At 67.6% G+C, this 23,878-nt stretch carries 22 protein-coding genes and 3 pseudogenes; 14 read left to right on the plus strand and 11 right to left on the minus strand.

Annotated features, from left to right (window positions below; genetic code table 11):
- The first annotated feature begins 74 nt into the window (after positions 1-74).
- Both DY245_RS02195 and DY245_RS02200 read left to right on the plus strand, forming a co-directional pair.
- Positions 75-362, plus strand: coding sequence for a hypothetical protein (locus DY245_RS02195; RefSeq protein WP_128502873.1), 288 nt, complete (start codon positions 75-77; stop codon positions 360-362).
- 7 nt (positions 363-369) lie between these two features.
- Entirely contained in the window at positions 370-1,182 is an 813-nt protein-coding gene (locus DY245_RS02200; RefSeq protein ID WP_128502875.1) for an alpha/beta fold hydrolase, read from the plus strand.
- A 151-nt stretch (positions 1,183-1,333) separates the two neighbouring features.
- Here DY245_RS02200 and DY245_RS02205 read toward each other — a convergent pair whose 3' ends face one another.
- A complete protein-coding gene (locus DY245_RS02205) occupies positions 1,334-2,449 on the minus strand; it encodes a DUF3995 domain-containing protein (RefSeq protein WP_181923478.1) in 1,116 nt (371 codons plus the stop codon).
- Between the two features lie 372 nt (positions 2,450-2,821).
- Positions 2,822-3,400 (minus strand): hypothetical protein, encoded by a 579-nt coding sequence (locus DY245_RS02210; protein ID WP_244942770.1) that lies wholly within the window; start codon positions 3,398-3,400, stop codon positions 2,822-2,824.
- Between the two features lie 453 nt (positions 3,401-3,853).
- On the opposite strand from DY245_RS02210, the gene DY245_RS02215 reads away from it, so the two are divergent.
- Positions 3,854-4,408 carry a hypothetical protein gene (locus DY245_RS02215; RefSeq protein ID WP_128502879.1) on the plus strand — a complete coding sequence of 185 codons (555 nt, stop codon included), beginning with the start codon at positions 3,854-3,856 and terminating at the stop codon, positions 4,406-4,408.
- 589 nt (positions 4,409-4,997) lie between these two features.
- Here DY245_RS02215 and DY245_RS45670 read toward each other — a convergent pair.
- Positions 4,998-5,336 carry a transposase gene (locus DY245_RS45670; protein ID WP_342354164.1) on the minus strand — a complete coding sequence of 113 codons (339 nt, stop codon included), beginning with the start codon at positions 5,334-5,336 and terminating at the stop codon, positions 4,998-5,000.
- The gene (locus DY245_RS47770) at positions 5,305-5,952 is read right to left on the minus strand and encodes a transposase (protein ID WP_342354161.1); all 648 of its coding nucleotides are present in this window, start codon (positions 5,950-5,952) and stop codon (positions 5,305-5,307) included. The genes DY245_RS45670 and DY245_RS47770 overlap by 32 nt, the downstream gene beginning before the upstream one ends.
- Between DY245_RS47770 and DY245_RS02225 the strand changes: the two genes are divergently transcribed.
- Positions 5,837-6,268, plus strand: a complete 432-nt coding sequence (locus DY245_RS02225) for a DUF5959 family protein (protein ID WP_128502881.1) — start codon at positions 5,837-5,839, stop codon at positions 6,266-6,268. The two genes, DY245_RS47770 and DY245_RS02225, sit on opposite strands and share 116 nt — an antisense overlap.
- Before the next feature lie 620 nt (positions 6,269-6,888).
- Here DY245_RS02225 and DY245_RS02230 read toward each other — a convergent pair.
- From DY245_RS02230 to DY245_RS02255, 4 genes are all read right to left on the minus strand, one after another.
- A complete protein-coding gene (locus tag DY245_RS02230; RefSeq protein ID WP_244942771.1) occupies positions 6,889-7,527 on the minus strand; it encodes a GNAT family N-acetyltransferase in 639 nt (212 codons plus the stop codon).
- A gap of 72 nt (positions 7,528-7,599) precedes the next feature.
- Complete coding sequence (locus DY245_RS02235; protein WP_244942788.1) at positions 7,600-8,511, minus strand: helix-turn-helix domain-containing protein; 912 nt, start codon at positions 8,509-8,511, stop codon at positions 7,600-7,602.
- 733 nt (positions 8,512-9,244) lie between these two features.
- Complete coding sequence (locus DY245_RS02250) at positions 9,245-10,084, minus strand: alpha/beta fold hydrolase (protein WP_128502885.1); 840 nt, start codon at positions 10,082-10,084, stop codon at positions 9,245-9,247.
- Positions 10,081-10,512, minus strand: coding sequence for a helix-turn-helix domain-containing protein (locus tag DY245_RS02255; RefSeq protein WP_128502887.1), 432 nt, complete (start codon positions 10,510-10,512; stop codon positions 10,081-10,083). The genes DY245_RS02250 and DY245_RS02255 overlap by 4 nt, the downstream gene beginning before the upstream one ends.
- Before the next feature lie 561 nt (positions 10,513-11,073).
- Here DY245_RS02255 and DY245_RS44075 point away from each other — a divergent pair.
- The 8 genes and pseudogenes from DY245_RS44075 to DY245_RS44080 all read left to right on the plus strand — a co-directional run bounded on the left by DY245_RS44075 (position 11,074) and on the right by DY245_RS44080 (position 19,799).
- Positions 11,074-11,232 (plus strand): hypothetical protein, encoded by a 159-nt coding sequence (locus tag DY245_RS44075; protein ID WP_181923479.1) that lies wholly within the window; start codon positions 11,074-11,076, stop codon positions 11,230-11,232.
- A gap of 951 nt (positions 11,233-12,183) precedes the next feature.
- Positions 12,184-13,467, plus strand: coding sequence for a vanadium-dependent haloperoxidase (locus DY245_RS02260; protein ID WP_244942772.1), 1,284 nt, complete (start codon positions 12,184-12,186; stop codon positions 13,465-13,467).
- Positions 13,468-14,618: 1,151 nt separating this feature from the next.
- A pseudogene (locus DY245_RS02265) lies at positions 14,619-15,877 on the plus strand (PP2C family protein-serine/threonine phosphatase).
- A 55-nt stretch (positions 15,878-15,932) separates the two neighbouring features.
- Positions 15,933-16,607, plus strand: a complete 675-nt coding sequence (locus DY245_RS02270) for a formylglycine-generating enzyme family protein (RefSeq protein ID WP_220377842.1) — start codon at positions 15,933-15,935, stop codon at positions 16,605-16,607.
- A 179-nt stretch (positions 16,608-16,786) separates the two neighbouring features.
- Entirely contained in the window at positions 16,787-17,779 is a 993-nt protein-coding gene (locus DY245_RS02275; RefSeq protein WP_128502891.1) for a WD40 repeat domain-containing protein, read from the plus strand.
- Between the two features lie 245 nt (positions 17,780-18,024).
- On the plus strand, positions 18,025-18,249 hold the full coding sequence (locus DY245_RS02280; RefSeq protein WP_244942773.1) for a hypothetical protein: 225 nt from the start codon (positions 18,025-18,027) through the stop codon (positions 18,247-18,249).
- 152 nt (positions 18,250-18,401) lie between these two features.
- Entirely contained in the window at positions 18,402-19,133 is a 732-nt protein-coding gene (locus tag DY245_RS02285) for a class I SAM-dependent methyltransferase (RefSeq protein WP_128502971.1), read from the plus strand.
- Between the two features lie 495 nt (positions 19,134-19,628).
- Entirely contained in the window at positions 19,629-19,799 is a 171-nt protein-coding gene (locus tag DY245_RS44080) for a hypothetical protein (protein WP_181923480.1), read from the plus strand.
- 502 nt (positions 19,800-20,301) lie between these two features.
- Here the strand turns inward: DY245_RS44080 and DY245_RS02290 are convergent.
- Positions 20,302-20,581: pseudogene (locus tag DY245_RS02290) on the minus strand (IS481 family transposase); the annotation flags it as partial.
- 119 nt (positions 20,582-20,700) lie between these two features.
- Positions 20,701-21,312 (minus strand): annotated as a pseudogene (locus DY245_RS45100) (DUF6333 family protein); the annotation flags it as partial.
- Between the two features lie 770 nt (positions 21,313-22,082).
- Here DY245_RS45100 and DY245_RS02300 point away from each other — a divergent pair.
- Positions 22,083-22,601 carry a DUF6924 domain-containing protein gene (locus DY245_RS02300; protein WP_128502898.1) on the plus strand — a complete coding sequence of 173 codons (519 nt, stop codon included), beginning with the start codon at positions 22,083-22,085 and terminating at the stop codon, positions 22,599-22,601.
- Positions 22,602-22,664: 63 nt separating this feature from the next.
- Entirely contained in the window at positions 22,665-22,838 is a 174-nt protein-coding gene (locus DY245_RS44085) for a hypothetical protein (RefSeq protein WP_181923481.1), read from the plus strand.
- Positions 22,839-22,997: 159 nt separating this feature from the next.
- On the opposite strand, the gene DY245_RS02305 is transcribed toward DY245_RS44085, so the two are convergent.
- Positions 22,998-23,729: an MFS transporter gene (locus tag DY245_RS02305; protein ID WP_342354162.1), complete on the minus strand. Its 732-nt coding sequence runs from the start codon at positions 23,727-23,729 to the stop codon at positions 22,998-23,000.
- Positions 23,730-23,878 lie beyond the last annotated feature (149 nt).

Consider the following 23,878-nt stretch of genomic DNA (forward strand, 5'->3'; position numbering starts at 1 on the left):
ACCGGTCGGCGTGACGGTCACCCCGCACGGCACCCGCGCCTACGCGGCCAGCCGGCGGTGACGGCACGGTCCGCGTGACCGCCACCGCCGGCAACGCCGTCGCCGCCAGCACCCTCGTCGGGGCCGACCCGACCGGCGTCGCCGTCTCCCCGGACGCCACCCCCCTGTACGTGACGAACACCGCCGCCGCCGGCACCGTCAACCGGAGCAACCGGAGCAACCGGAGCAACCGGAGCAAGCTGACGCCTGGGGAGAGCCGGCCCGGCGACGCGGACCAGAGCCTGTCCGACGGGTCAGGAACGGAGCCCGAGCCGACCACTGCCTGCGTCATTGCTCCGTGCCCCGTCACCGGTGCACTCTGAAGGTCCTATGAAGACAGACAAGTTGACCGTGTCCGGTGCCGAGATCTACTACGAAGTGCGCGGATCGGGCCCGCCTCTTCTGCTCATCAATGGTGGTGACGGTGACGCGGCCATGTTCGGGCCGCTGGCCGGCCTGCTGGCAGAGGGCTACACCGTCATCACCTACGACCTGCGCGGTAACTCCCGCAGCCGCCTCACAGGCCCGCCCGGGGCACAGTGGATCGAGGAGCACGGCCACGACGCCCATCTGCTGCTGCACGCGGTCGCCGCCGATGAACCGGCATACGTCTTCGGCACCAGCTACGGCGGCATGATCGGCATGGACCTCCTGGCCCGGCACCACGGCCAGGTGAGGGCGCTGTTGGCGCACGAGCCGTTCGTGATCGATCTGCTGCCCGATGCGAACCGCTGGCATGCGCTGTTCCAGGAGGTGTACGAGCTGTACGAACGCGAGGGCGCCGACCCCGCGTTGCGGAAGTTCAGCGACGCGATCGGCGTGGACGGGCCGCCGCAACCGGCCGAGAACCTGCCTGTGCCGGTGCGGGAGATGCTGGCACGCATCCGCGCCAACATAGATACGTGCCTGGCGTACGAGCTGCGCACGTTCGTCCGCTTCAGGCCGGACGTCGACGCGCTGCGCGCGGCGCGTTTCGCCCTGGCGGTCGGAGGTGAGGGGCCGAACACGCTCCTGCACCGTACGACGGAGGCCCTGGCGGAGCGTGTCGGCACCGAGATCGTGGAGTTCCCCGGCGGACACGTGGGTTTCCTCTCGCACGCGGCGGGCTTCGCCGTGGCGCTGCGCGGGGCTTTCGAGGGCTGAGCCGGGGCGGGCGCGGCAGGTGCGCCTCCAACCGAGCCGCGTCCGACAGACCGCCCCTTCCACACAAGCCGGAACGACACAGATGCAGCTCAGTCACACGACCCGTCGGACACGCCTCAGGGGATGACCTATCTATGGCATGTCTTATGGATCAGCCGGGCCCGGGTTGATCCATAAGATGCGCTCCGGCCGGCTGGGAGCCGTGGGACCGGTGGGAGCTGTCGGCATGTCCCTGGCGCCGGTAGTGCCAGGCCGCCACACCCCAGCACACACCGAAGAGCAGCCAGTACGGCGACCACAGCAGGAGGTCCCAACGGGCGTGGAAACGCGCGAGATCCATGGCAGCGGGAGGGACGGAAACCAGACCGGACAACAGCCGCACATCGTTGACGAACCCGTAGCCCAGGACCCCGACCGCGCGCGCCACCATGAACGCGCACCCCGCCCAGGAGCCGACGAGCAGTACCCACCGGCGGACCTTCGCATGCGGCCGGAAGCATCCGGACAGATGAAGCGCGGCCACCATGCCCACCAGAGCCAGCGCCACGGACACCCAGTGCTGCATGACCGCGTCCGTGGCGCGCTCCAGCAAGTCGTCCCGAGCGGCGCGGGGGAGCGGAGTCTGCCTGATCAGGAATTCGCCGCCCAATGCCCAGTCCAGCTTCATCGCACCGTAGGCGAGTGCGCAGACGAAGGCCACGTACGCTGCTACGGCCTGAACGCGACGGGTGGGCACCAATGCACTCGCGTCTGTGAAGTGCACGCGAGGCCTGCCCGTGCGCACGTAGTAGGACATCGCCACCACCAGCCACGCCGCGATCTGGACGCCTCCCGACAGAGTCTCGAACACGGCGCTCCCTCCAAGGTGCGCCAGGTCGAAGTCCGTACGCCGGAGAGTGATCGCTGCCCCCAGCGACTGCATCACCAGGGTGAGCGTCAGGGCAGAGAGCAACGTCCATCGCGGGATACGGGATCCCCAGCGCGTGACGGTCGCCAACGCCACCAACGCCGCGACCACACCGAGCGAAGCGTTGGCCGCCTGGGCGAACGCGGCGTGCTCGAACTGGGCTTGCACGGAGTCAGGAGCGGGGTGCCCCGGCATCCCGACCTCACCTCGCGCCGCCATGTACACCTTCTGCACCGCGTACACCAGCATCTCGGCGATCGCCAGGCCCACAGCCAGCTGGACGAAGAGCCCCGCGGGTTCCGGCCGGGCGGGTCGGAGCAGTTGGCGGCGGATCCGTGCGACGTACACATCAACGGTCATGGATTCCATGCTGTCCAGCACCGATGCCGCCCGCTTCCCGCCGGAGAACCATCGCACTCCGCCGAGCGGACGAGGAACGACTACGCCTGGAGGCCGACGGGCGCCGCACTGCGGTCGCCTGCAAGGCTGGCGACGCCTCGCCTTCGAGCAGAGCAGATCATCGCCACCGTCCGAGTCTCGCCGGCCACTGGCCGCACGCCGGCATGCGCTGAATGACGAAATACCTGGCCTTGCGGTGGCCGAGGTCGAGTCGACCCGAGCGTGTCATTGACTGCACCCGCCTTCGAGAACTCTGCGCCGCATTCCTAACTGACCGTAGGCGCGGCGGAGCCTCACCGCATTTCCCTCACGGTGAGGCTCGGCTACGGGAGGTCAGTAGTTGCCGTTGGAGAGGATCTCTCCCCCCTCGTCGTACACGGTGACCAGACCGTTCTTCGAGTGCTGCCATTCGGCGAAGACGGTGGCGAGCAACTTGCCATTGCCCCCGTTAGGGCCGAGGAGTCCTCCGGTGTAATCGGTGTGGATCTCCGCAGAGTCCAAGATCCCGTTCTTCTCGTCGGCTCCTTGCACAGAGGTGATGTGCTTGGCGGCAGCCTTCTGCTTGCTGGTGCCGGACTCGTTGATGAAGTCCTTGAACCGCTGGGCCTGCGACTTGGGCGCCGCCTTGGACTCCGTCTTCGGCTTCTCCTGCGCCGGCTTGGCGTCGTCCTTCGCCTGGTCCTGCTTGGGGGCTGAGGCGACCTTGTCGGGCTTGGAGGCCTTGGGTTTGGCATCGTTGCCACCAACTACCGCGCCGATGATGACGAGGACGATGATCGCGCCGAATACGGAGCCGCATCCGATGCCTACCTTCGCGCCGGTGCTCATCTTCTTCGGCGGTGGCGGCGGGTACATACCTTGCGGCGATGGCGGCTGTTGTCCAGACTGGGTTGGATATTGCTGATAGTCCATGATCCCCCCAAGGTTGCGTGGAAGCCGGATACTATCCACTGGTTGAACGTTGGATGAGCGCTTTCCGGAATCTCGTGGTGCAGCCCTTAGGTCTCTCTCGTAACTCGTGGTCCCATGCCGGGCTCAGCTGATGGTGCAGGGGGTACCCGCTCAGCGTCATCAGTCTGCTGAGGCGTTCGACGGCCTGTGCCGGCGCCGGCGCCGGATCCAACGTCTCGTACGGCCTGCTGCCCGCCGCGAGGACGGCCGCGGCCCCGGATCGCGGCCTGCCCTGAGCCGCCCGTGGGCGCTGACTCCGCAAGACCGGGCCCGGCTCTCTCCGCCCCTCTTCTGGAAACCCGCTTGGTGCAGGCGCAAGGCGCATGTAGCGTGCACTGTCGCGGCTGATCGGAAGACGGATATATCCATAGCCGGTGAAGGTATTTCCCCTTTCCCTCGTTCCAGGAATGGCAGTTGACCCCCTATTCTCTTGCGTTCTACATGAACGTCATCACCTCCGGAACGGTGCTCGGCGCGAAGCCGACAGATACTCCGGACCAGGTCACCAAGGCTCTTTGGCCGGACTTCGCCGAGAACTCCCTTGACGATTGCAGCATGTGGCGCGATTACGGCATGGCGGAGTTCTCCTGGTCCCGCGAATCCGTTGACCACCCGTGGACGGGTCACCACTTCACCCTCCAAGTGCACCGCCTTGCGCATGGCGGAGGAAAGGTCGTCAATGAAACGCTCCGGGCCCAGTACGGGCGGTTCGACCGAAGGCTGCGATTCGAGAAACTGCAGAGACTGCTGGAGAAGCGCGGCACATCTTTGCTGGAAATTCCCGAACATCCGGTGCAGTCGCCGTACTACCGCACCTACTGGCAACCAGATTCGCTGGTATCCGTCACCGTCATCGGCGCACACGGAAAGTACATCACGCCGGACAGCCTGCGGGTCGGAGATGTGTACAACATCAGCGCCCCGCTGACCCCCGAAGAAGTGGAGTGGCGCAAGTCCCGCCACCGGTAACACCGGTCTGCCCAAGGCAGGGTTCAGATGCGCGGTGAAGCAGGAGCAAGAACGCGGCGGAAGGTGTTCTTGCAAGGCTGTGATCAGGTTTGGCTAAGGGCACGGTTGTGCAGGTGGGTGATGCCGCCGACGGCCCTGAAGACGCCGCCACCCTCGCCTGAAGTCCCGCAGGATCTTCCAGTTGTTTATCGGGTACTGGGACTACAGCGACAGGAAGTGGTCGCGAGAGCTCCGCACGTTCTTGTACGGGCGGGCGTGGGCACACGCCGAGGGCCCGGCGGCGCCGTTCAATTACCCGATGACGTGGCTGCGTCGGCACCAGGCGCTGTTGCCGGTGGTGAGCGTGCCGGCCCGACAGGTACCGGAGGCCCGGACGGTGGTCGAGCGGCGTCTGCCCGAGGCGGTGGCGAAGGCCGCGCAGAGGGCGGATGCGGCGCTGACGACGGATGCGCGCGTACGTGCTGGCGGCGGGGCTGAGCCTTGGGGCGCCGGTCTCCGACACCTGGCCCAGCTGACGCGGGCACTGGACACGGCCTGGGGCAGATGGCCGACCGGCTTGCCGGGGCCGGTGATGTCACCACGGTGGAGATCATTGCCCCAGAGGGCGGCGGCCGGGCCCGGCTGTCGGTGGACAAACTCGGGCCGGTGGGCGAGCCGGAGTCGAGGCACGGTTCTTGCGGGAGTCGTACGCCTTGTCGGCCCGAACCCGCTCCGGACGCGTGCGCGGTCGCCCGAGGCCGAGCCGGGGCACCCGGAGTGCTTCCAGGACCGGCTCGAACTGCGGAGAGTCGTATCGTTGTCCGGCCGTGATCACGATGGCCAGGGGCTTCTGTCCCCGCTCGACGACAAGATGGATCTTGTTGGTCAGTCCGGCGCGGGAACGTCCGAGTCCGTGGTCAGCCGGCTCGATGCCGATCCCGCCGGGCAGTTCCTTCTGGAGATCCCCTTTTTGCCGCCCCTGCGGCCTGCTGGTGGGCCCGGCAGACCGTGGAGTCTACGTTCACATCCGAGGTGATCAGGCCTTTTGCGTCCGCCTCGGCCTGGAGCTGAGTGACGATCCACGCCCAGGTGCCGTCCCGCTGCCAGTGCTGGAACACGTCGTGGACACGGTCCCACGGCCCATACCGTTCCGGCACATCACACCACGGTGCACCAGTACGGGTCCGCCACCGTATGCCGTCTATCGACGGCCGCCGAGTCCACACCGGTGGACGGCCCGGCTTGTTGTCCATTGGCAGCAACGGCTCGAGCCGCGCCCACTGGCCGTTCGTCAGATCTCCACGCTCCACGGCATCTGATCGTTCACGGCCAAGATCCCTTTTCGCAACAGACCTGGGCTCTCTCTGACAAGCCGCCGGACTGTGCTGAGGCGGTCCCTCGACGGTGGGATAAATTGCCGACTCACACTTCTGAGGGGCGGGAGCTGACGTGGAAGAGGGCCCGATCGACCTGGTTCGTCTGGTCGGCAGCGGCAACAGCGTGACTGTCCGGGTGACGGGCCGCGATGCCGTGGGAGACCCGCAGGTGCTGGTGGGCGAGTTCATCGTGGACACCAAGTTCCTCAAGGGGACCCAGCGGACCTGGATCTTCCCCCAAGATCTCGCGGCGTGGCAGGCGGTCCTGGACTCGCTCGCCCGAGGCGAGAACGCCTCTTGGAGGAAGGACAAGAGGGCAACCGAGTTGCACATTGAACTTGCTGCGCCGGACTTGCACCCAGGACAGGTCCGAGTCTCTGTTGCGGACCGTGAGGGGTCCAGGACGACTGCGCGGGTCCTGCTTGAGCCGGCCGACGGTTGGATCGAGGACCATCGTGCCCGACTGGACAGGGTTCGGCAGGCGTGGCCGCAGCCGCTTGTCTGAGGAGGAACTCCCGACTCCCTACCGGTGATCACACGGAGGTATCGCGCAGCCACAGGGCGAGGGTGGCGAGCTGTACGTCCGCCCGGTAGCGAGCAGCGGTCTTGTCGAACCGGGTGGCGACAGCGCGTAAGCAGATGGGCCAGGGACCCGAGCGGGTTGAACCACGTGCGGGAGTAGACGTCGCAGTCCTCGGACACCTGGTCCAACAGCACCATCCCCGCCACCAGTTCCGGGCGGCGGTAGACGAGCGAACGGACGAGGGGGCCGCCCAGGCTGTGACCGACCAGGACGCACGGATCCCCGGCATCGGCACGGCGGGCGCGCGTCGACGAGATCCTCCAAGTCGTCCTCCAGCCGCTCCGGGGCTCCCGGGGCTGTGTCCGGCTTGCCGCCGCCCGTAGCCCCCGCGGCCGTACGCGACGGTTGCCGAGAATTCCGCGACGCGCTGCTGCTGCATCCGGCTCTACGACGATCGCGAGCCGTTTCCGCCGGCCACGAACACCACGAGCGGGCCGCCGCCGCCCGCCGTCACACGATGGAGCCGCCTGCCGTCCCGGGTCACCACGTATCCCGACTCACCGAAGGCACTTGTCCTTGCTCCCCCCATGGTTTGTCCACCTTCAACTTGTAGATTCTCGGCTCTGTGCGGCAGCGTGCTCACCCGAGCCGGCGTTGCCCGGTCCTCCCTGGAGGCTTCCAGCATCTGCGCGCCGAATGTGCAGATGGCCATCAAGGGGGTAGGCGGGCGGTGCGGCAGGCAAGATCCTGTCGAACTCGTAGCGGCTCTTTTGAGCAACGCGGCACGAGGCGCGGTTGTCCGCCTGGTGCAGGAGTTCGATGCCTTCCAGTCCGCCGGCGTGGAAGTGGCCGAAGGCCCAGGCGGTGAGAGTCTCCAGCGCGCGGGAGGCGACACCCCGTCCGCGTGCGTGCACCACTGTCCAGTAGCCGACTTCGGCGAACGGTTTGCCGAATGCGACGTCCTTGAGAACCACGTTGCCCACCAACCGTTGGGATGCTGGATCGGGACGCTCAAGGACGGCAAAGCCGAACCGGTCTCCTGCTTGCCAGCCCTGCTGCTGGGTCCGTATCCACTCCACTCCATCGGCGTTGCTGTCCAGCGGCGAGCTGGTCCAGCGACGCAGATCGGGATCGCGATACGCCTCAACCAGTGCGGCAACGTCCTCCACGTGCCATGGGCGAAGAACAAGCGCGGGCGCGGTCGGCGTTGCGGCCGCCTCGAGTATCACGGGAGTGTTCACCGGTTGACCATATGTGGCAGCGTGCTTGCCTGAGCCGGCTCTGCCCGTCTCCGCCATCTCGCAACCGCCCCGTCACCGTTGTACGCGTATGCGCAGAGCCTGGACGGACCAGTCGATCACCGGCGTCAGACTCTCTGGAGCATGCCAGCCGTTGATCACTGCGAGCAGTTGGAAGTACCGCTCTCTGCGAGGGTCGTTCATGCTCTCCAGCCGGCTCAACAGTCGAGAACGGAGCTCCGCGTCGTCCGGTCGGTCGAGAAGACGCGCGTAGTGGACCGTCAGCGTCGAGACGATCGCGTCGGCCTGGGACGAGGCCGGCTGGATGCCTGCCGCCAGGGCTGGTGTGATCTGTTCACAGACGGTCGCCGCGAGGTCGCGGTGAAGTCCGGTGGCGTTGCGGGTGCGTTCGGCCGCCTGGTCCTCCGCCATACCCCGAACGAGGCGACGAAAATCCGGATCCTGAGTCAGTTCGGCAAGTTCGACCCATGCTTGGACCTGCTCGGTCCCGGGGTTGTACGGCAGCTCCGGAGTCATCGTGCGCGCGATGCCGGCGACGGCCGGGTCGGTGCCCAGTCGGCCGAAGGCAGCATCGAGGAAGTCACCGACCAGACGCTGGCGCTCGGTTTCGGAGAGCCGGGCAAGCTTGTGCATGAGACTCATCTCCTCGGGTGTGCACCCTCGCTTCGCCACAGCTGTCAGTACTGCGCGTCGCAAGCGGAGAATGCGGATCTGCACGTCCAGAGCCTCGGCATGAGCCTCGGCCACATCGCGCAGCGGAAGCTCCCGGTCGATGACCTTTCGGATGGTGGGAAGATCCAGACCCAGGTCGCGCAGGGTTCGAACGAAGTCCAGGCGTGCGACGGCGTCCTTTCCGTAGAGGCGGTAGCCGGCCGGACTGCGGTCGGTGGGCGCCACGATTCCGCAATCGGAGTAGAAACGGATCGTCTTGACCGTGACGCCGGTACGCCGAGCCAGGTCGCCGATCGACTAGAGGGTGTCGCCGTCCATGCGCCTACCCTGATGCCTCCCCCTACTGGAGACTCAAGCCTTCCGCCGCCGGGTTTCTCACAAGCGGTCCATTCCCGGAGCAACGTCAATTGGCGGCCGCAGTAGTCGACCGGAGTCCGGATTCGTACACGGGGTCGTTCACGAAGGTGCCCCGTCTCGCAGAAGTGGTGAGGGGGGCGCCGCCGGCCGACCGCAGACCCGGCCAGCGCCGGCGGCCGGGCACGCACACCCATCCGGCTCGCCCTCGCCCCGGACACCCCGACTGCGGATATCCACATCGGCTACGTCCGTTGCTCGGCCCTCACCCGCTGGCTGCTGCTTCGGGAGTCGCCACCCAGCCGTGACCGCGCGATGTGTGCCCTCACGCCGGGGACGCCTGCCTGTCCTACGGTCAGGCCCGCGCCCTCCTCGACGCCCATACCGCCACCCACCGGACCCGGCACCGGGTGGGACCTGCACGAGTTCCGCCAGAGCGCGCTGTCCCACCTCGGCGAGGCTATCCTGCTGCTGATGGCGAAGGCGCCGGCACTCCAAGCCCGACACCTTCCGTCTACCACCCCACCCACCGGGGCCGCCGTCGCCGAACTCACCCCCCCTGCGCGCACCCGGCGACACCCAACGCGGAGCGTCAGAGCACCGCCCTGACCAGCCCATTGCACCTTTGCGGCCTATCTTGTCCGCCGCACGACGGACGGACTGCAACGACGGGTCAGCCGCGCAGGAACGCCAGGACGGAATCGGTCTGGCCGAGGATTGCGTGGCCAACCTCCGGCAGGAGGTTCACGGTCGCCTGCGGGACGCACTGGCGCACGCGCCGGGCGGTTTCCTGGGAGTCGAACATGGCATCGCGGCCACCGACTGTCACCAGCACAGGCACGGTCAGGCGGCCCAGCGCGTCGTCGGAGAAGACGGGCAGCCGCTCCGTACGCGGCTTGAACTGCGTGAAGGTCAGCACCAGATGGTCGAGGACGCGCCGGGCCTGCGGCGTGTCCAGGCCCGCAACCTTTCGTGCCGACCGCCGCATCCCCCAACGTCCGAACGGGCGCAGAAGCAGGGCCTTGACCAGCCAGCCCACCTTCTGCCTCCCCAGGCCTCCGGGGCACAGCAGAGCCAGCCGGGTCACCCGCTCCGGCCGGCGGGTGGCGTAGTCCAGCGCCAGCCAGCCGCCGAGGGAGACCCCGACGATCGAGGCGCTCGTGATCCCAAGACCCTCCAGTACATCGTCCAGCCACAGCGCATAGGCGTCGGAGGCCAAGGGCGGGCGGGACGGTGCACTCAAGCCCGGCTCGCCGATGAGGTCGACCGCGTAGGTGCGGAAATGGCGCGCCCAGGAGGTGATGTCGTCCCGCCACATCGTGGTGTTCGCCCCCGAGCCGTGCAGCAGCAGCACGGGCGGCGCGTCCTCCGGGCCGGAGACGACGACGAAGGTCTCGCCCTCGCGGGTCGGCACCCGCATATGCTCGGCGGGGACCGGCCAGGTGTGCAGCTCCTCCCGGTAACGCCGCTGGATCTCGCTTGCACCGGCCTCGGACTTGTAGATCGTGCTCATGACGCGAGTACCCCCTCCATGTAGTCGAACAGCCGGGCAGTGTCGCCCAGGCCGCCCAGGACAATGATCTTCATCCGGGCCCTCTCCTTGTCGTAGGCCGTCTCGATCCGCAGTGGCCCGCCGCCCCGGCGATGGTTGGCTGCCGAGCTCATCAGGAGGGTGGTCAGGCGGTGGGCCGTCTCGGCGCTGACCGCCTCGATCTCCACGATGCTCGACACCTCGGTATGCCGCTGCCGCCCGGTCGTGTCGCTCAGGGCCGCGGGCATCGGACGACCGGTGAACACTTCCAGATCCTCGTGCGCGATCCGGTACTGCTTGCCGATGCGGACCGCGGTGAGCCGCCCGTCCCGCACGTAGTTGCGGATGGTGCGTACGTGCAAGCCCAGACGTTCGGCGACTTGTTCCACCGAGTAGAGGCGATCATTCATGAAAGTACTCTAAATTCCTCTACTGAAGGACACAATAAGGAAGTTGAAGGAAAGTGGGGAGTCCGGGTGGCGCCGGCCGATACGTGACGGAGTGACAGGTGTCGGCTTCCTCGGCACGGGTGACGATGTGTCCTGCCTCGATCCGATCCGTACGGCGGTCTTCGTGATGTGGCGCGGCTGGTGGATGGCGAGATGAGGCGCCGCAGTTGTCCCGCACCCCTGGAAAGGCGCGCGACCAGGCACGATTCCGGTCTCAGCTGTATTTGCTCAGGGGAGGGCCGGGGCGACTGGATTTCACCGCTACTGCTGCTCAGCGGCTCCCTGTAGGAGTGCGCGCCGAGTTCGCGTTACGCATGGCCGTCTTCTCATCGAGTCCGAACACCTCGGCCAGGGGGAGTGGGGCAAGGCCTCGAACACTGCCTCTTCGCGTCGGTGGTTGACTCGGAGCCGTTCCAGTCGTCGCTTCCTGTGCGCGAAGAGCCGTGCTGATCCGGTGGTTGCCGGCCCGTCCGTTCTTCATCGCGGTCTGATTGTTGATCGGCAGATGGAGGTTCGCTGAGGTTGGACGCGTACGCCGATGGTCAGTTGGCGGTTGCCGAGATCAACGGCGTCGAGGATGAGGGTGCCGATCTGGGCGACCCGGGGGGCGTGCGCTGCGGCAAGCGCAAGGATGGGCCGGGCGGCTGGCGTGGTGACGGCGGCAACGGCGCGGTCGATTGATGCGGGCACCAGTGATTGCGGAACGCCGTACTCGTAACGTCCGCGCCTGATACGGCCGGTCGGGCTGCGGAAGACCAGCCCGTTGCACTTGGCCCAGGTGAACAGCCGCCGCAGAGGAACGAGTTGGTCTCGGCGGTGATGGCCGTCGAGTGTCTTGAGGTAAGTGAGAGCGTCTTCTCGGGTTGCTTCCCGAAGCTGGGAGTAGTGGTTCGACCAGCCGATAAGCGCTGGATGGACTCCGTTGAGGTAGAGCCGGCGGTGTTCTGTCTGCGGGGCAGGTGCCGGGGACCGTCATGGTGCAGAACGCGGGTCCACCACTCGGCTTCTGCGCGAATCCCGGTGGAAAGGTCCTCCAGGCACTCGCCACGGCTGAGGAGAACTCGCGGGATGTCGCACAGTCCACGCCGTGGTGGTGTGGGTGCACGATGGCGAGCAGTGCCGGATCCGTGTCCTGGACGAGCAGCAGCCGATTTCGCCCGTCGGCGGCGCATATCCATCGCCAACAGCCCTGCGTCAAAACGTCATCACCGCACGGCACCGGACCACACTGCACGGCACCGTTCCGCAGCCGACAGCAGCAACTCTTCAACATTCGGGCCGGCAGTGAAGTCACCTGCTCACGCGATGGCACCGAACCTCTGATCCACCCCGTTGCCCGGCACGCCGAGGCCACCGGTCGGCGCCCCCAACACCAGCTGGCGCAGCGCCGCCCCCAGCTCCTAAGTCAGCAGCCCCACCCGCGCCCGGCCCAGACGCCTTTCTGTTCGCATCGGTGCCATCACCGAAGGGCGGCCACGAAAGGCGCGCGCGCCGGCGCACGCACCGCCCGCCGGCGAATCGGCGTGACCGTTCACTCGTTTGGCCGTTAAGTCAGTTATGGCTACTTCTCGTTCGAGCAGACGGACAGCCATCGGCGCTGTCGCCTCACTCTTACTCCTCGCCATCACGGCCGTGGCCGGCCCCGCAGCCACCGCCGACAGCCACCCGCCGCCTTCAGCGGACCCCGCGGCGATCCGCGACTGGAACGTCATCGCCACCGACACCATCAGCGCCAACCTCAGCCCCACCCGCCCCTCCGGACAGGTGGTCATCTGGCACGGGTTCGTCTCGGCCGCCGTCTACAACGCCGTGGTCGGCATCAAGGGCCACTACGCCCCGTACAAGTGGCGGGCGCGCGGGCCCTCCACCGCATCGCCCGAGGCGGCGGCCGTGACCGCCGCACACCGCGTACTGCTCACCTACTTCCCTGCCTCCCAGGCCCCGCTCGACGCCGCGTACGCCGATTCCCTCGCCAAGATCCCCGACGGCAACGCGAAGAGGCAGGGCGTGGCCTTTGGCGAACGCGCCGCCGACCACCTCATCGAGCTGCGCGAAGGCGACGGCCGGTTCGCACCGGTGGAGTTCACCGCTGCACCCGCACCCGGCGTCTGGCGGCCCACCCCGCCCGCCCACCTGCCCTTCATCGACACCTGGCTCGGCACACTGCGCCCCCTGCTGCTCACCTCCCCGGCCCAGTTCCGCCCCGTCGAGCCGCCCGCCCTGTCCTCGGCCCGCTACGCCCAGGACGTGAACGAGGTAAAGGTCATGGGGACGAAGACCGGCTCGCCCCGCACCGCGCACCAGACCGAAACCGCCCTGTTCTTCGGCGGCAATCTGGCCGTGCAGCTCCAAACGGCCTTCCGGGACTACACCGCCCGGCACCACCTCGACATCGCTGACACGGCACGGATGTTCGCCGCGGCGAACGCGTCGGCCACCGACGCCGTGATCACCGCATGGGACGCCAAACTCCACTACGGATTCTGGCGGCCGATCACCGCCATCCAGCTGGCCGACACCGACGACAACCCCGCAACCGAAGCCGACCCGCAGTGGCAGCCACTGCTCATCACGCCACCGCACCCCGACTACATCAGCGGTCACGCCGCGGTCACCGGCGCCGTCACCCAGACCCTGACCGGGGTCCTCGGCACCACACACCTCGACCTCAACATCCCCTCCGAAGTCACGGGCACCACACGGCACTACGAATACGCCGACCAGTTCAACGAGGACATGATCAACGCCCGCGTCTGGGCCGGAATCCACTTCCGCACGGCGGACATCGCCGGGTGCCAGGCCGGCAACCGCATCGGCGGCTGGACGCTCACCCACTACTTCCAACCCCTCCGCCCGACACACCCGCAAGCCTCGCCGCCGGCCCAGCCGACGTGCCCGCACGACGGCGCGAGCTGACCAGGCCCGCTCGCCGCTCGCCGATCACCGAACGCACGGACCGCGGCCAGGAGGAGCCGTACGCACCCGCTGGTCGGCGAGCTGATCAAGATGCCGTACCGGCTGACGTACTTCAGGGGGGAACAGGGCACGCCCAGGATCGCCTGGCACCCGGAAGGCGGGGTGCCGCCGGCACTCAGCAGTCCTGTAAGCGGCGCCGATCAGTCTGACTGTGACTGCCTGTCATACGCAGAGATCACGACCTGCGCTCGCAGGGAGGGGACCGACGTCGTGAGCGACGGCTGGTCTTCGCTGTGGAGTACGAGGACCCGACCGGCAGTGCACGGCTGCCGGCCGACATCTCACGCGCCGGTATGGAAGCGGTCGTTTTGGACCCCGACTCTTAGCCCGAACACCCGCCGAAGCGGTCCCTACGCCAGGACGCTGAGCAGCCCGGATGGCCCGTGGGAATACGCCTCGTCAGCCAGGATCCGGTCGGTCGGCGTCGTGGCCTGCCCGTCCCGGGCCGGGGCGTGAGGATGACGTCCAGCACTGCTGTCTGGAACATCGTGCAGTCCTTGACGTTCCCCGGCGCCAGGACGATCGACAGCGGCAGGCCGTGTCCGTAGACGGCCAGGTGGACTTCTCTATGCGGGCTCCGACGGCGTTCTGGTGAGCGCCGCTGATGGTGGGGCCCACCGGCACCGTCCACTCGATCCTGCCACCACGTCATCGCGGACCTGCACGTGCCCGAGCCGTCTGAGCCATGTGCCACGTGCCACGTGCCATGGGAATGCTCCCGCTGGGTGCGAACGCGAGGCCAACCAGCCCCTCCTCAGCAGCGAGACCCAGTGCCACCCAAAGCGTCAGGCGAAGTAACCAGTCGCCACAAGCTGCTTGACCGTCCTTGACCGCCGGCCCACGGCGACCCAACAGCTGACACCGCACGCCACACCTAAACCCGTCACTCGAGCAACCCGTCAGCGCCGTGATCTTCACTCACTCGGGCTGCCAGCCGAACCGGTCATGGGGCATGGGTCACGGGCCATGGTCATGCCTAACCACCCCAGACCGATCCAGCTCCTCCTTCCACAGCGCGGCGGTGTCGCGGCGAGCGCAGGCGCCGGGCGCCTCGTAGATTGGATCGGGCGGGCGGGCCGTGAGCGGCAGGGATGGGCAGGGAGCGCGTGAGGAGACCGGATCTCGATCATGCGGCGCTGTTCGCCGCGACGCCGAGTGCATGCCTGGTCCTCGATCCGGACCTGGTGATCGTGGACGTCAACCGGGCCTACCTCCAGGCAACCGGACGGACTCGGGACGATCTGATCGGCCAGTACGTCTTCCACGCCTTCCCGGACAATCCCGCCGACCCGATGCCGAAGGGGTGCAGAACCTCCACCCCTCGCTGCGCAGGGTTCTGGCTTCCCGGGAGCCCGACACGATGGCGGTCCAGAGGTACGACATCCCCGTCGCCGGCCGGCCGGGGGTGTTCGAGGAGCGCTGGTGGTCCACGATCAACACCCCTGTCCTCGGGCCGGACGGCACGGTCGCGTGGATCATCCACCGGGTGGAAGACGTGACTGCGTTCGTCCACTCCCGCCGGGCCCGTCAGATGCCCGGCGGGCATCTGAGCGAACGGGAGGAGGCGATGGAGGCTGAGCTGTATGTCCGGGCACGCGCGCTGCAACACCTCAACGAGGAGCTGCGCCGCGCCCACGCCCGCGAGCGCCAGGTCGCCGTCACCCTGCAGGAGGCCATGCTCCACTCGCCCGACCTTGCCCGGCACCGCGATATCGCTGTGCGCTACCTCCCCGCCATCGGCTCACTGAATGTCTGCGGCGACTGGTACGACGTCGTCGACCTCCCGGGGGACACCTTCGCCGTCTCTGTCGGCGATGTCGTCGGCCACGGACTGGAAGCCGCCGCCGTCATGGGCATGCTCCGCAGCGCCCTCAGTGCCGCCGCCCGCTCCGTCGACGGCCCCGCCCAGGCACTGACAGTGCTGGGCCTGTACGCCCATTCCGTAGACAAAGCCCTGGCCACCACCGCCGTCCAAGTGCTGATGGACACCGCCGGCCGCCAGATCATCTACAGCAGCGCCGGTCACCCACCGCCGGTCCTGCTGCACGCCGACGGCACCCACCAACTCCTGGACCAAGCCACCGACCCGCCGCTGGGCGCCCGCCCCGAACATGTGCCCCGCCCCCAGGCCCACCTTCCGTACACACCTGGCGACACCCTCGTCCTCTACACCGACGGGCTCATCGAACGCCGTGACGAAGACATCGACGCCAGTGTGGCTCGCCTCGCCGACGCCCTTTCCCACTGCAGCAAGTTGAGCCCGGAACGCCTCGCGGATGCACTGCTGGCACGCCTCGGCGTCAGCGCCGGCGCCCGCGATGACATCGCCCTCGTCATCGTCCGGCTGTAACGCCCGTACGACTTCGGGATCTTGAGAGACGGGCCGTTGGTAAGATCACCTGCCCATGGACGCGAGCGCACGATACGAGATGATTGCCATCCCACCGGGGCAGGTGACGCTGTCGGACCGGCGAACGCAGCGCAGCTGGTCGGTCGAGGTTGCGCCTTACCAGCTCGCGGCGTTCCCGATCACCCAGGCGCGATACGCACAGGTCACCGGCCGGCGGCCGAGCGCCGCCCAAGGTGACCGCTTGCCCGTCGAGGGCGTTTCGTGGCTGGACGCCGTCCGGTTCTGCAACGCCCTGTCCCAGCAGGACGGGTTGACGCCCGCGTATCGCCTCCACGCCGACGTCGAGGGTATCGAGCGGGACGCATCCGCTGACGGGTACCGGCTACCGACCGAGGCCGAGTGGGAGCACGCATGTCGTGCCGGTACGGCCGGTGCGCGGTACGGGCAGCTCGACGAGATCGCTTGGCATCGCGGCAACTCGCACGAGCGGATTCACGACGTGGGCGGCAAGCAGCCCAACGCATGGGGCCTGTACGACATGCTGGGCAATGTCTGGGAGTGGTGCTGGGACATCTACGATGCCGAGGTCTACGGCACCTATCGGGTGCTGCGTGGCGGTGGCTGGTTCGACGAGCCGTGGAGCTGCCGGGCCTCGGTGCGGCGCCGCAGCCACCCGACCTTCCAGATCGACGACGTGGGATTCCGCATCGCGCGTTCCATCGCGTGCTGATGGGCGGGCCGGCTCTCCGTGACGAGGGTCGCTTCCCGTTCGCCAGCGCTTCCAGGTCGGCCGGCACCTCGCCGTGCAGTGTGCGCGGAGGGCGGACGGGGCCCTCGCCACAGTGCCCTGAGCTGACCTGACCTGACCAACTCGGCCAACAACCCCGGCCGGAACACTACGATCGCGGCATGTCCACATCCTCACTCCTGCTGGCCAGCAGGATCCCCTCCGATTCGCCGATCCTGGATTTCGACATCGTCGTCGTCGGCGGAAGTCCGCTCCTTGTCTGCACCGACTTCAGCGGTGACGTCTTCAGCTGGGATCCGCTGCGCGATCAGTGGGCCGGGCATCGGCTCGACATGCCGTGGCGGCCGGAGGACGAGTACGAGTTCAGCGACATCCTCACGATCGGTGCCGCGGTCGTCGACGGGCGGGTCGTGGTGGGCGGGGGAGGCGACCACCAGCCGTTCGCGCAGTGGGATCTGGCGAGCGGTGCCGTACGGACGTACGCCCGCTACGAGCACGGCGGGGTGGCCTCCACGACCACGATGGAGCTCGACGGCCGGACGCTGTTCCTCAGCGGCTGCACCGGCCCCGCCGTACATCTGTGGGACGCCTCGAAAAGCGACCCCGATCCCGCGGCCGACGAGGTGGAGCTGGCCGGGCACGGCGACGGCGTCGGCGGTGTCACCGCGGGCCGGCTGTGGGACCGGCCGGTTGTGGTGTCCGGCGCCTATGACGGCAGCGTGCTGGTGTGGGACATCGGAGCTGAAGAGCCGTTGACCCAATTCGACGACCTCGACTTCGTGGTTCGCGGAGTGGGACTTGTGACTGTGGACGGCCACGCGCGCGTGGTGGCCGCCGGGGGCCGGGCGCTTGTCATGGGCGATCCCGACACCGGTGCATGGGAAGCGCCGTTCGCCGTGCCGGGGGACGCTATCGAGTGCATGGACGTCGGTGTCGTCGACGGGTTGCCGGTGGCGGTGACCGGCGGTGAGGACGGCACGGTGTGCGTGTGGGATCTTGCGGGCCGGAGGCTGCTCGGGGTGCCGCTCACCGAGCACGAGAAAGAGGTCTTCGCCGTCCGTATCACCCACTTCGACGGCCGTCCCGTCGCCGTCACCGCGGGCCGGGACCGCCGTATGCGGCTGTGGGACCTTCGGGCGTTGCTCAGTACGTGAGTCGGCGGGACCGCGCGGTCTGCTCGTCGCTCGGTCACAGACCAAGCAGACCAACGATCTGATGATCTGACAGAGATGACCGAAGGGCCTGTCTGGCAAAGAGCAACGGCTGGCTGAGCCTCGGCAGAGGCAAAAAGGTCTTGCTGCAGTGATAGTGGGGCCGCGAAGCTGGGTCCGTGCCAGGGCAGAGGAAGCGGAAGAGGCAGCGACAGCAGCAGGGGATGCGTCAGGGGGATGCCGATCGCTTGGCCGCTGACGCGGGACGCTGGGAAGTGGTCTTCGAGACTCAGGACGTGTCGGAATGGCGAACCCAGGTGCGCCGACTGCGTGCCGAGCGCAACCAGATCGACTGGTCGATGGCCCGAATGGACACACTGTGCGGGCGCTTGGTGCATCCGACCACCTATCGGTTGAGTGTGTTCGTGCCGGGCTCCGCGCCTGCCCCCACCAAGGGCAACCCCGGTAATTGATTACGTAATTGATCACGTGGCGGGCAGCGGAGAGCTGACGGATGTCGCACGGGAACGGAGTCTTTCCTCCAGCGCCGCCGCTGCCAACGTTCGCCCTGTTGCGGGGCGGGTAACCGGTTGGTAACCGTCGACGGTGCGTGGATACTGTCGCGGTGTTCTCAGACGCTGACGCTGCCGCGCTGTATGACCTGCTGAATCCGTGGGACCCCGAGCTCTGGCCCGGTGATGGCTTCTACGACGAACTGGTCATGGCCGCCGACTCGGTTCTGGATGTCGGCTGCGGGACCGGCTCCATGCTGCACCGTACGCGCGAGCAGGGCCACACCGGACGTCTCGTCGGCCTCGACCCGGACGGTGCCGCGCTGGCCCGGGCCCGGCGTCGTACCGACATCGAGTGGGTCGAGGGCACCGCGGCGGACGCGGGGTGGGATACCGAATTCGATCTCGCGACGATGGCCGGTCACGCATTTCAATGCCTTGTCACCGACGACGACTTGCGCGCCTCACTCGCGGCGATCCATGCAGCGTTGCGCGAGGGTGGCCGCTTCGCGTTCGAGACGCGCCACCCGCAGGCGCGTGCCTGGGAGGGCTGGAACCCGTCGAGGGTATCCGAGATCGCCGACAAGGCCGGCCGCGCCCTGCGCATCTGGCACGAGACCGAGTCCGTCGCCGACGACGTCGTCACCTTCACCGAAACGACGGCCGAGCCTGACGGCAGCGTCCTCCGCGTCGACCGCACGAGCCTGCGCTTCCTCGACGTTGTGAGGCTCGACGCGTTCCTCGTCGGCGCGGGCTTCGAGACCGAGGCCCGGTACGGTGACTGGCACCGCGGACCGGTCACCGATACGAGCCGGGAGATCATCACGATCGCCCGCCGGAAATAGCCCCACCGGGCATCGGGCCGCAGCCATGAGGCCCGGAGCCTGCACCCCGTCCGTCGGCATGTGGCCCGCGATCATGTGGGCGTCAGGTCGACCGACGTGGGCGTGGCAGCGGCCGGCGTTCATCGTCGATGACGTGCCGCACAGGGGTGCCTGCTCTCCGCCTGCACGGTGGGTGGTTCACCCCACGCGTCGCCTGACAAGATCTGCTGAGCCCGATACACGTATCATGATCATCGAATCGAGGATCTGGAGCGATTCACAGTCCCTCGCCGACACCAACCGCGACCCGGTACGGCACCACACCGGACGGGCCCAACAGATCGTCTCCACGGCTACGTCGGCGGAGCTGAACCTCGCCGACATCTGGGCCGCGGCATCGGCCCCGACGTTACGGCTGGCCCGCGCCGCATCCAGAAGCTCGTCGGACGCAGGCCCGACCGTGCGACCCATCACAACCCGACCACGGCTTACGGCCGTAGAACACCAAGGAACGTCATGCCCCCCTCAACACCGCAGCCGCACAACAAGATCGTTGGCAATGTCCCTCGTCCTGCGAAGCCCGACTACAGCAACGTCTTCATCGAACCGGTCTACGAAAACAGCTTCCCCGAAGTCGACCTGGAGGACGATCTCGACGTGCCTGCCATCTCCCGCTTCGAATACTGACAATCTTGGGCACGGAGCGGCAGCTCACGGCCCACCTCCGCCTGCGCGGAGGGCACGCATCTTGGCCGAAGCGCAGGCGTCCGGCGGACGGTTCACCTCCGCTCGCGTGGAGACTGCACGTAATGGCGAGAGCAGCAGCGTCTCAGCCTGCAGTTCGAGCCGGGAGGCTATTCGGGGAGCCAGGGCGTCGGGCAATGCGATGCCGGCCTCGTGGTACTCCTCGGCAAGGTAGTCATCAAACTCCTCGGGGTGGGATTCCCCCAGCCGCTGGACCGCAATCCGACCGACCTCGCCCCGGCGGCGTTCTGCTGCAGATTCCTTGCGTCGCTTCGCCCGCTGCTCCGGCGTTTCGGAAGTGTGGCGACGGCGAGGATTTGCGGCCTCTGCTTCGTACTTACGTTGCCGCAGCGAACTGTGCGCAATGGTGGCTCTTTTCCGTCATTCGTCCGTCGCCGGGATTGTTCTTCCTCTGAGCGAACTGTCGGTCAAGGGCCGTGATCTAGGCCCATTCGTCGAGCAGGGTGCGGTGGAAGCATTCGACTTTGCCGTTGGTCTGTGGCCGGTAGGCGCGGGTGAATTTGCCGGTCGCGCCGAGGTCGGTCAGGGCCGGTTTCCAGGCCAGGTCTTTGCGGTAGGACCAGTCGTTGTCGGGCAGGTCGCGTTCGATGCGGGTGATGCCGTGGGGTGCGGAAGAACGCGGCGGCGCGGGTGAGGAAGTCCACGCAGGTGGCGACCTTCTCATCCGTGTGGATCTCGGTGTAGGTCGGGCGGGAGTGGCCGTCGTGGCATGCGCGTTCGGCTCGTTACGCTTCGAGCCACGCTTCCTGCATGACCGAGGTGGCCTCTTCGGTGTGCCGGACACGGAACAGAGACATGGCGCGGCCGTCGTGGTTGAGGGGGCGACGCGTTCGAGGGCGAGTTGGGCCGGCGCATCCCGGGGGAAGATGTAGTCGGGCTCGTCGAGGTGGATGCCTGCTTCCGTCAGGGCCTCACTGGTGATGCCGAACGCGTCGATAACGGCTTGCGGTTCTCCTTCCACGTACCAGTCGTCTTCTTGAGCGTGCCGGCCAGACGCCAGGAGCTTTGTACCGCTGGGGTGGAAGATCGCCCAGGCGCCATGGGCGGTGTTGTCGTCGATGGTGCACGCAGCGGTGATCACCGCGTCGGGGAGTTTCTTGTGGAGTTCTTCCGTCAACTCCAGGACGGGGAAGTCGTCCGCGGTGTGTCCAAGAGCGGGGTCGATTATCTCCCTCACGCTGCCCCAGCATCCGACGCGGACCAGTTCCAGGTCGGCTCGGGTGCCGGCGGCTACGTCAGCGGTCGCGGGGACAGTTCCCAGGTCTTCGAGGATCGTGTCGACGGTGCCTAAGCATTCTGCGAATTGGCGGGCCACGGCTGGGTCATGAGCGGGGAGATCGGCCGCGTCCGTGGGGGATCCGGGGTGGACGATGGTGAGGCTGTATTCGCCGTAGCGGAGAACACCCGCGTCCGCGGGAAGTCCCAGAAGGAGGATTCCGTCGTGCCCGTCCCACTAAAGGGGCGCGAGGGCAGGCCCCGACAGACAGAGGGCCCCCACCAACGGGGTGAGGACCCTCCGGCTGCACCCGGGTTCGGTCAGGCGCAGCCGATATAGGCGACGTAGATCCCCACGCCGGTGGTGCCGCTGGCACGTCTGGGGTCGCCAGGCACGGACAATGAGGAACTTCAGGCCGAAGCGTTGGTCGGACAACCCGCGGCTGAACGTGGCTGGCCGCACAGCAGGATGCGTTCCCCAGTGGGAGCGGGAGCCCGGCGGCGGCTGGGACTTCACTGTCGACTCCCTTGACCGGCCGGAGGAACTGAGCCGGGCACGGCTCGCCTCCTGAGAGGAGGCGAGGAAGGCCGAGGACAGCCCGTTCCTGTCGGTCGCGGCCTGGTTACTTCGGCGAGGTGCAGAGTCGCAACGTCGGGACGCTGTGGCAGTGTCGCCCCGAAGTGGACAGACCCCATGTTCGATGGGATCTTCGTGACCGTGCCCTGACACCGATGGGCGCCCACGAATTGGCGGATGCAGAGGAGCACGAGGGGCTGTACGACGATGAGGACGAGGAGTACCGGCCCTTCTGAAATCCGGCGGACGAGATCCAGGCCCTGTTCCTGCGCATGCCGGACAATCACCTGAGCAGCGCCTTGGACCGGTGCACCCGCTGACACCCACCGGCCCCGCGCGGGCGAAGCCGTTGCCCATCTCTCCACCAGGAGCCCCGTATACCCCTTCCTCTTCCCCGGCATGAAGACGCCGGTGTGCCCGTCATCCGAACCGACTTCACCAACCCCGACGGCTGGGAGCGCCTCTTGCAGGCTCTGCTGACGCCCGTAGGGATGAGGGATGCCTTCCAGCAGTCGGACGACGCCACGGACAACTATGACCGTGCCGTGCATTACGTCGGGGAACTGGACCACGACAAGTACCGGGGTACGCGGCCGGGCGATGTGCTCGCCGCGGCCCCGGCAGGTCACGGGCTGGCCTACGGCCATGTCTACCTTGCCGACGCCGTGACGTTCGCTTCGGACGATCTTCCTCTTCTGGGTGTCGACATCGACCCCGAGGAGGAGCGGGTAGAGCCCTTTCGCGTCCCGGCGCTCCATGTAGCCAGCGTCGAGGCCAACGTTCACATCGCCAACATGTTCTTCAGCGAGTTCAACGGCTTCGACTGGGACGACCGCGATCTTCTCGTAGCGGGTCCGGGGACGGACGTGTGGAAGGAGTTCGAGCGGATGGACCGGTACGACGAAGACGAAGGCGACGACGAGCCGGAATAGACCAGAGCGTGGTGTGGCCTGGAGCGGCATGGTGCTGCCGGGGAGGACGGGGCGGGCAAGGGCATGGGCAAGGGGAAGGGGAAGTACCGGTACCTGCTCTCGTGCGAGTCGCTGGGCGAGCCGGAGGCGGAGACCAGCGCGCAGGATGAGGCGGTGTCCGAGCCGGATCCGCGAGTCCTGGTCAGCGCGGCCGGTGCAGTGCCTGCGGATGATGCGGAGCGCGGCGAGATGCCGTAGCCGTCTTCTCCGGCGTGGGCGCATCCGGCGTGGCTTCTGCGGGAGCTTCCGCTTGTCCATGCCATTCAGGGAGTACGGGCCTGAGGGGGCCCAACTGTCTTGTTCATCAACCGATCGATACATGAGCGGCAACAGGTCTATGGGGGGAAGCAGTTCTGCTCACGCGCAGCCGGTCCGGGTGGCGAGCACGGTGGCCAGGGCGCACGGCGCGAGCAGCAGCCCAAAGGCGGCGCCGTAGCCGACGGCGTCGGTCGAGCCGGCGCCCAGGCAGGCGTTGAACAAGGCGGAGGAGACGCCCAACACCATCATCTGGCCCAGATTCTGGGTTGTCTGCATCGCGCTGCTGGCATAGCCCTGACAGCCGGGCGGGCTATGGGTGAGTGACAGCACTGTGAGGGAAGGGGCGTACATACCCATGCCGACGGCCGCGACGGCCATGGCCGATGCGGCGGTGTACGCGGGCGTTGAGGGAAGCGTCCCGGCGACCGCGAGCGCCACTGCCACCGCCTGCACCAGCGCACCGGCCACGACCAGGCGGTGCCGGGGGCAGTGCTCCAGTAGCCGCCCCTGCACCAAGGAGGAGCCTGCCCAGGCCACGGCAGCACCCGTGAAGGCCAGGTCGATCACCATGGGAGGCGCGTCCCGTTCGGTGGCCAACAACAGGGGCACGTACGCCTCCAGCGTGAAGAACACCCCTGAACCCAGGCCGCGCAGCAGAACTGTGGCCGGCAGGCCGTGTGCGGCACGCCAGGTGCCCGGCGGTAGCAGCCGTGACGCGAACGCCGCCAGCAAGGCGAACCCGCCCGCGGTGAACAGCAGGTGGCGCATGTTCCAGCCCGAGACGCCGTACTGCCCCAACGCCGCACCCAGGCTTACGGCTGTCGCAACCATCAGCGCAGGGCGCGGCGGCCTGTCTTCCGACGGGGCGGGGGCGGCCGCCCAGGAAGGGCTGAACTCCATCACCCGCTGCCGTATGCCGGCCGTCATGGCCGCTGCTGCCTTGGCTGTTCTCTGTCTCTCCGGATGCACCACCGACTTCC

The sequence above is a fragment of the Streptomyces inhibens genome, assembly GCF_003389455.1.
Classification (GTDB): Bacteria; Actinomycetota; Actinomycetes; order Streptomycetales; family Streptomycetaceae; genus Streptomyces; species Streptomyces inhibens.

Excerpts from the sequence above, each read along its gene's own strand:
- DY245_RS02200 (WP_128502875.1), top strand. The coding sequence starts at position 370 with ATGAAGACAGACAAGTTGACCGTGTCCGGTGCCGAGATCTACTACGAA.
- DY245_RS02270 (WP_220377842.1), top strand. The coding sequence starts at position 15,933 with ATGGACGCGAGCGCACGATACGAGATGATTGCCATCCCACCGGGGCAG.
- DY245_RS02210 (WP_244942770.1), bottom strand. The coding sequence starts at position 3,400 with ATGGACTATCAGCAATATCCAACCCAGTCTGGACAACAGCCGCCATCG.
- DY245_RS47770 (WP_342354161.1), bottom strand. The coding sequence starts at position 5,952 with ATGAACTCGCCCACCAGCACCTGCGGGTCTCCCACGGCATCGCGGCCC.
- DY245_RS44085 (WP_181923481.1), top strand. The coding sequence starts at position 22,665 with ATGGGCAAGGGGAAGGGGAAGTACCGGTACCTGCTCTCGTGCGAGTCG.
- DY245_RS02305 (WP_342354162.1), bottom strand. The coding sequence starts at position 23,729 with ATGGTTGCGACAGCCGTAAGCCTGGGTGCGGCGTTGGGGCAGTACGGC.
- DY245_RS02250 (WP_128502885.1), bottom strand. The coding sequence starts at position 10,084 with ATGAGCACGATCTACAAGTCCGAGGCCGGTGCAAGCGAGATCCAGCGG.
- DY245_RS02275 (WP_128502891.1), top strand. The coding sequence starts at position 16,787 with ATGTCCACATCCTCACTCCTGCTGGCCAGCAGGATCCCCTCCGATTCG.
- DY245_RS44080 (WP_181923480.1), top strand. The coding sequence starts at position 19,629 with ATGCCCCCCTCAACACCGCAGCCGCACAACAAGATCGTTGGCAATGTC.
- DY245_RS02205 (WP_181923478.1), bottom strand. The coding sequence starts at position 2,449 with ATGACCGTTGATGTGTACGTCGCACGGATCCGCCGCCAACTGCTCCGA.
- DY245_RS02255 (WP_128502887.1), bottom strand. The coding sequence starts at position 10,512 with ATGAATGATCGCCTCTACTCGGTGGAACAAGTCGCCGAACGTCTGGGC.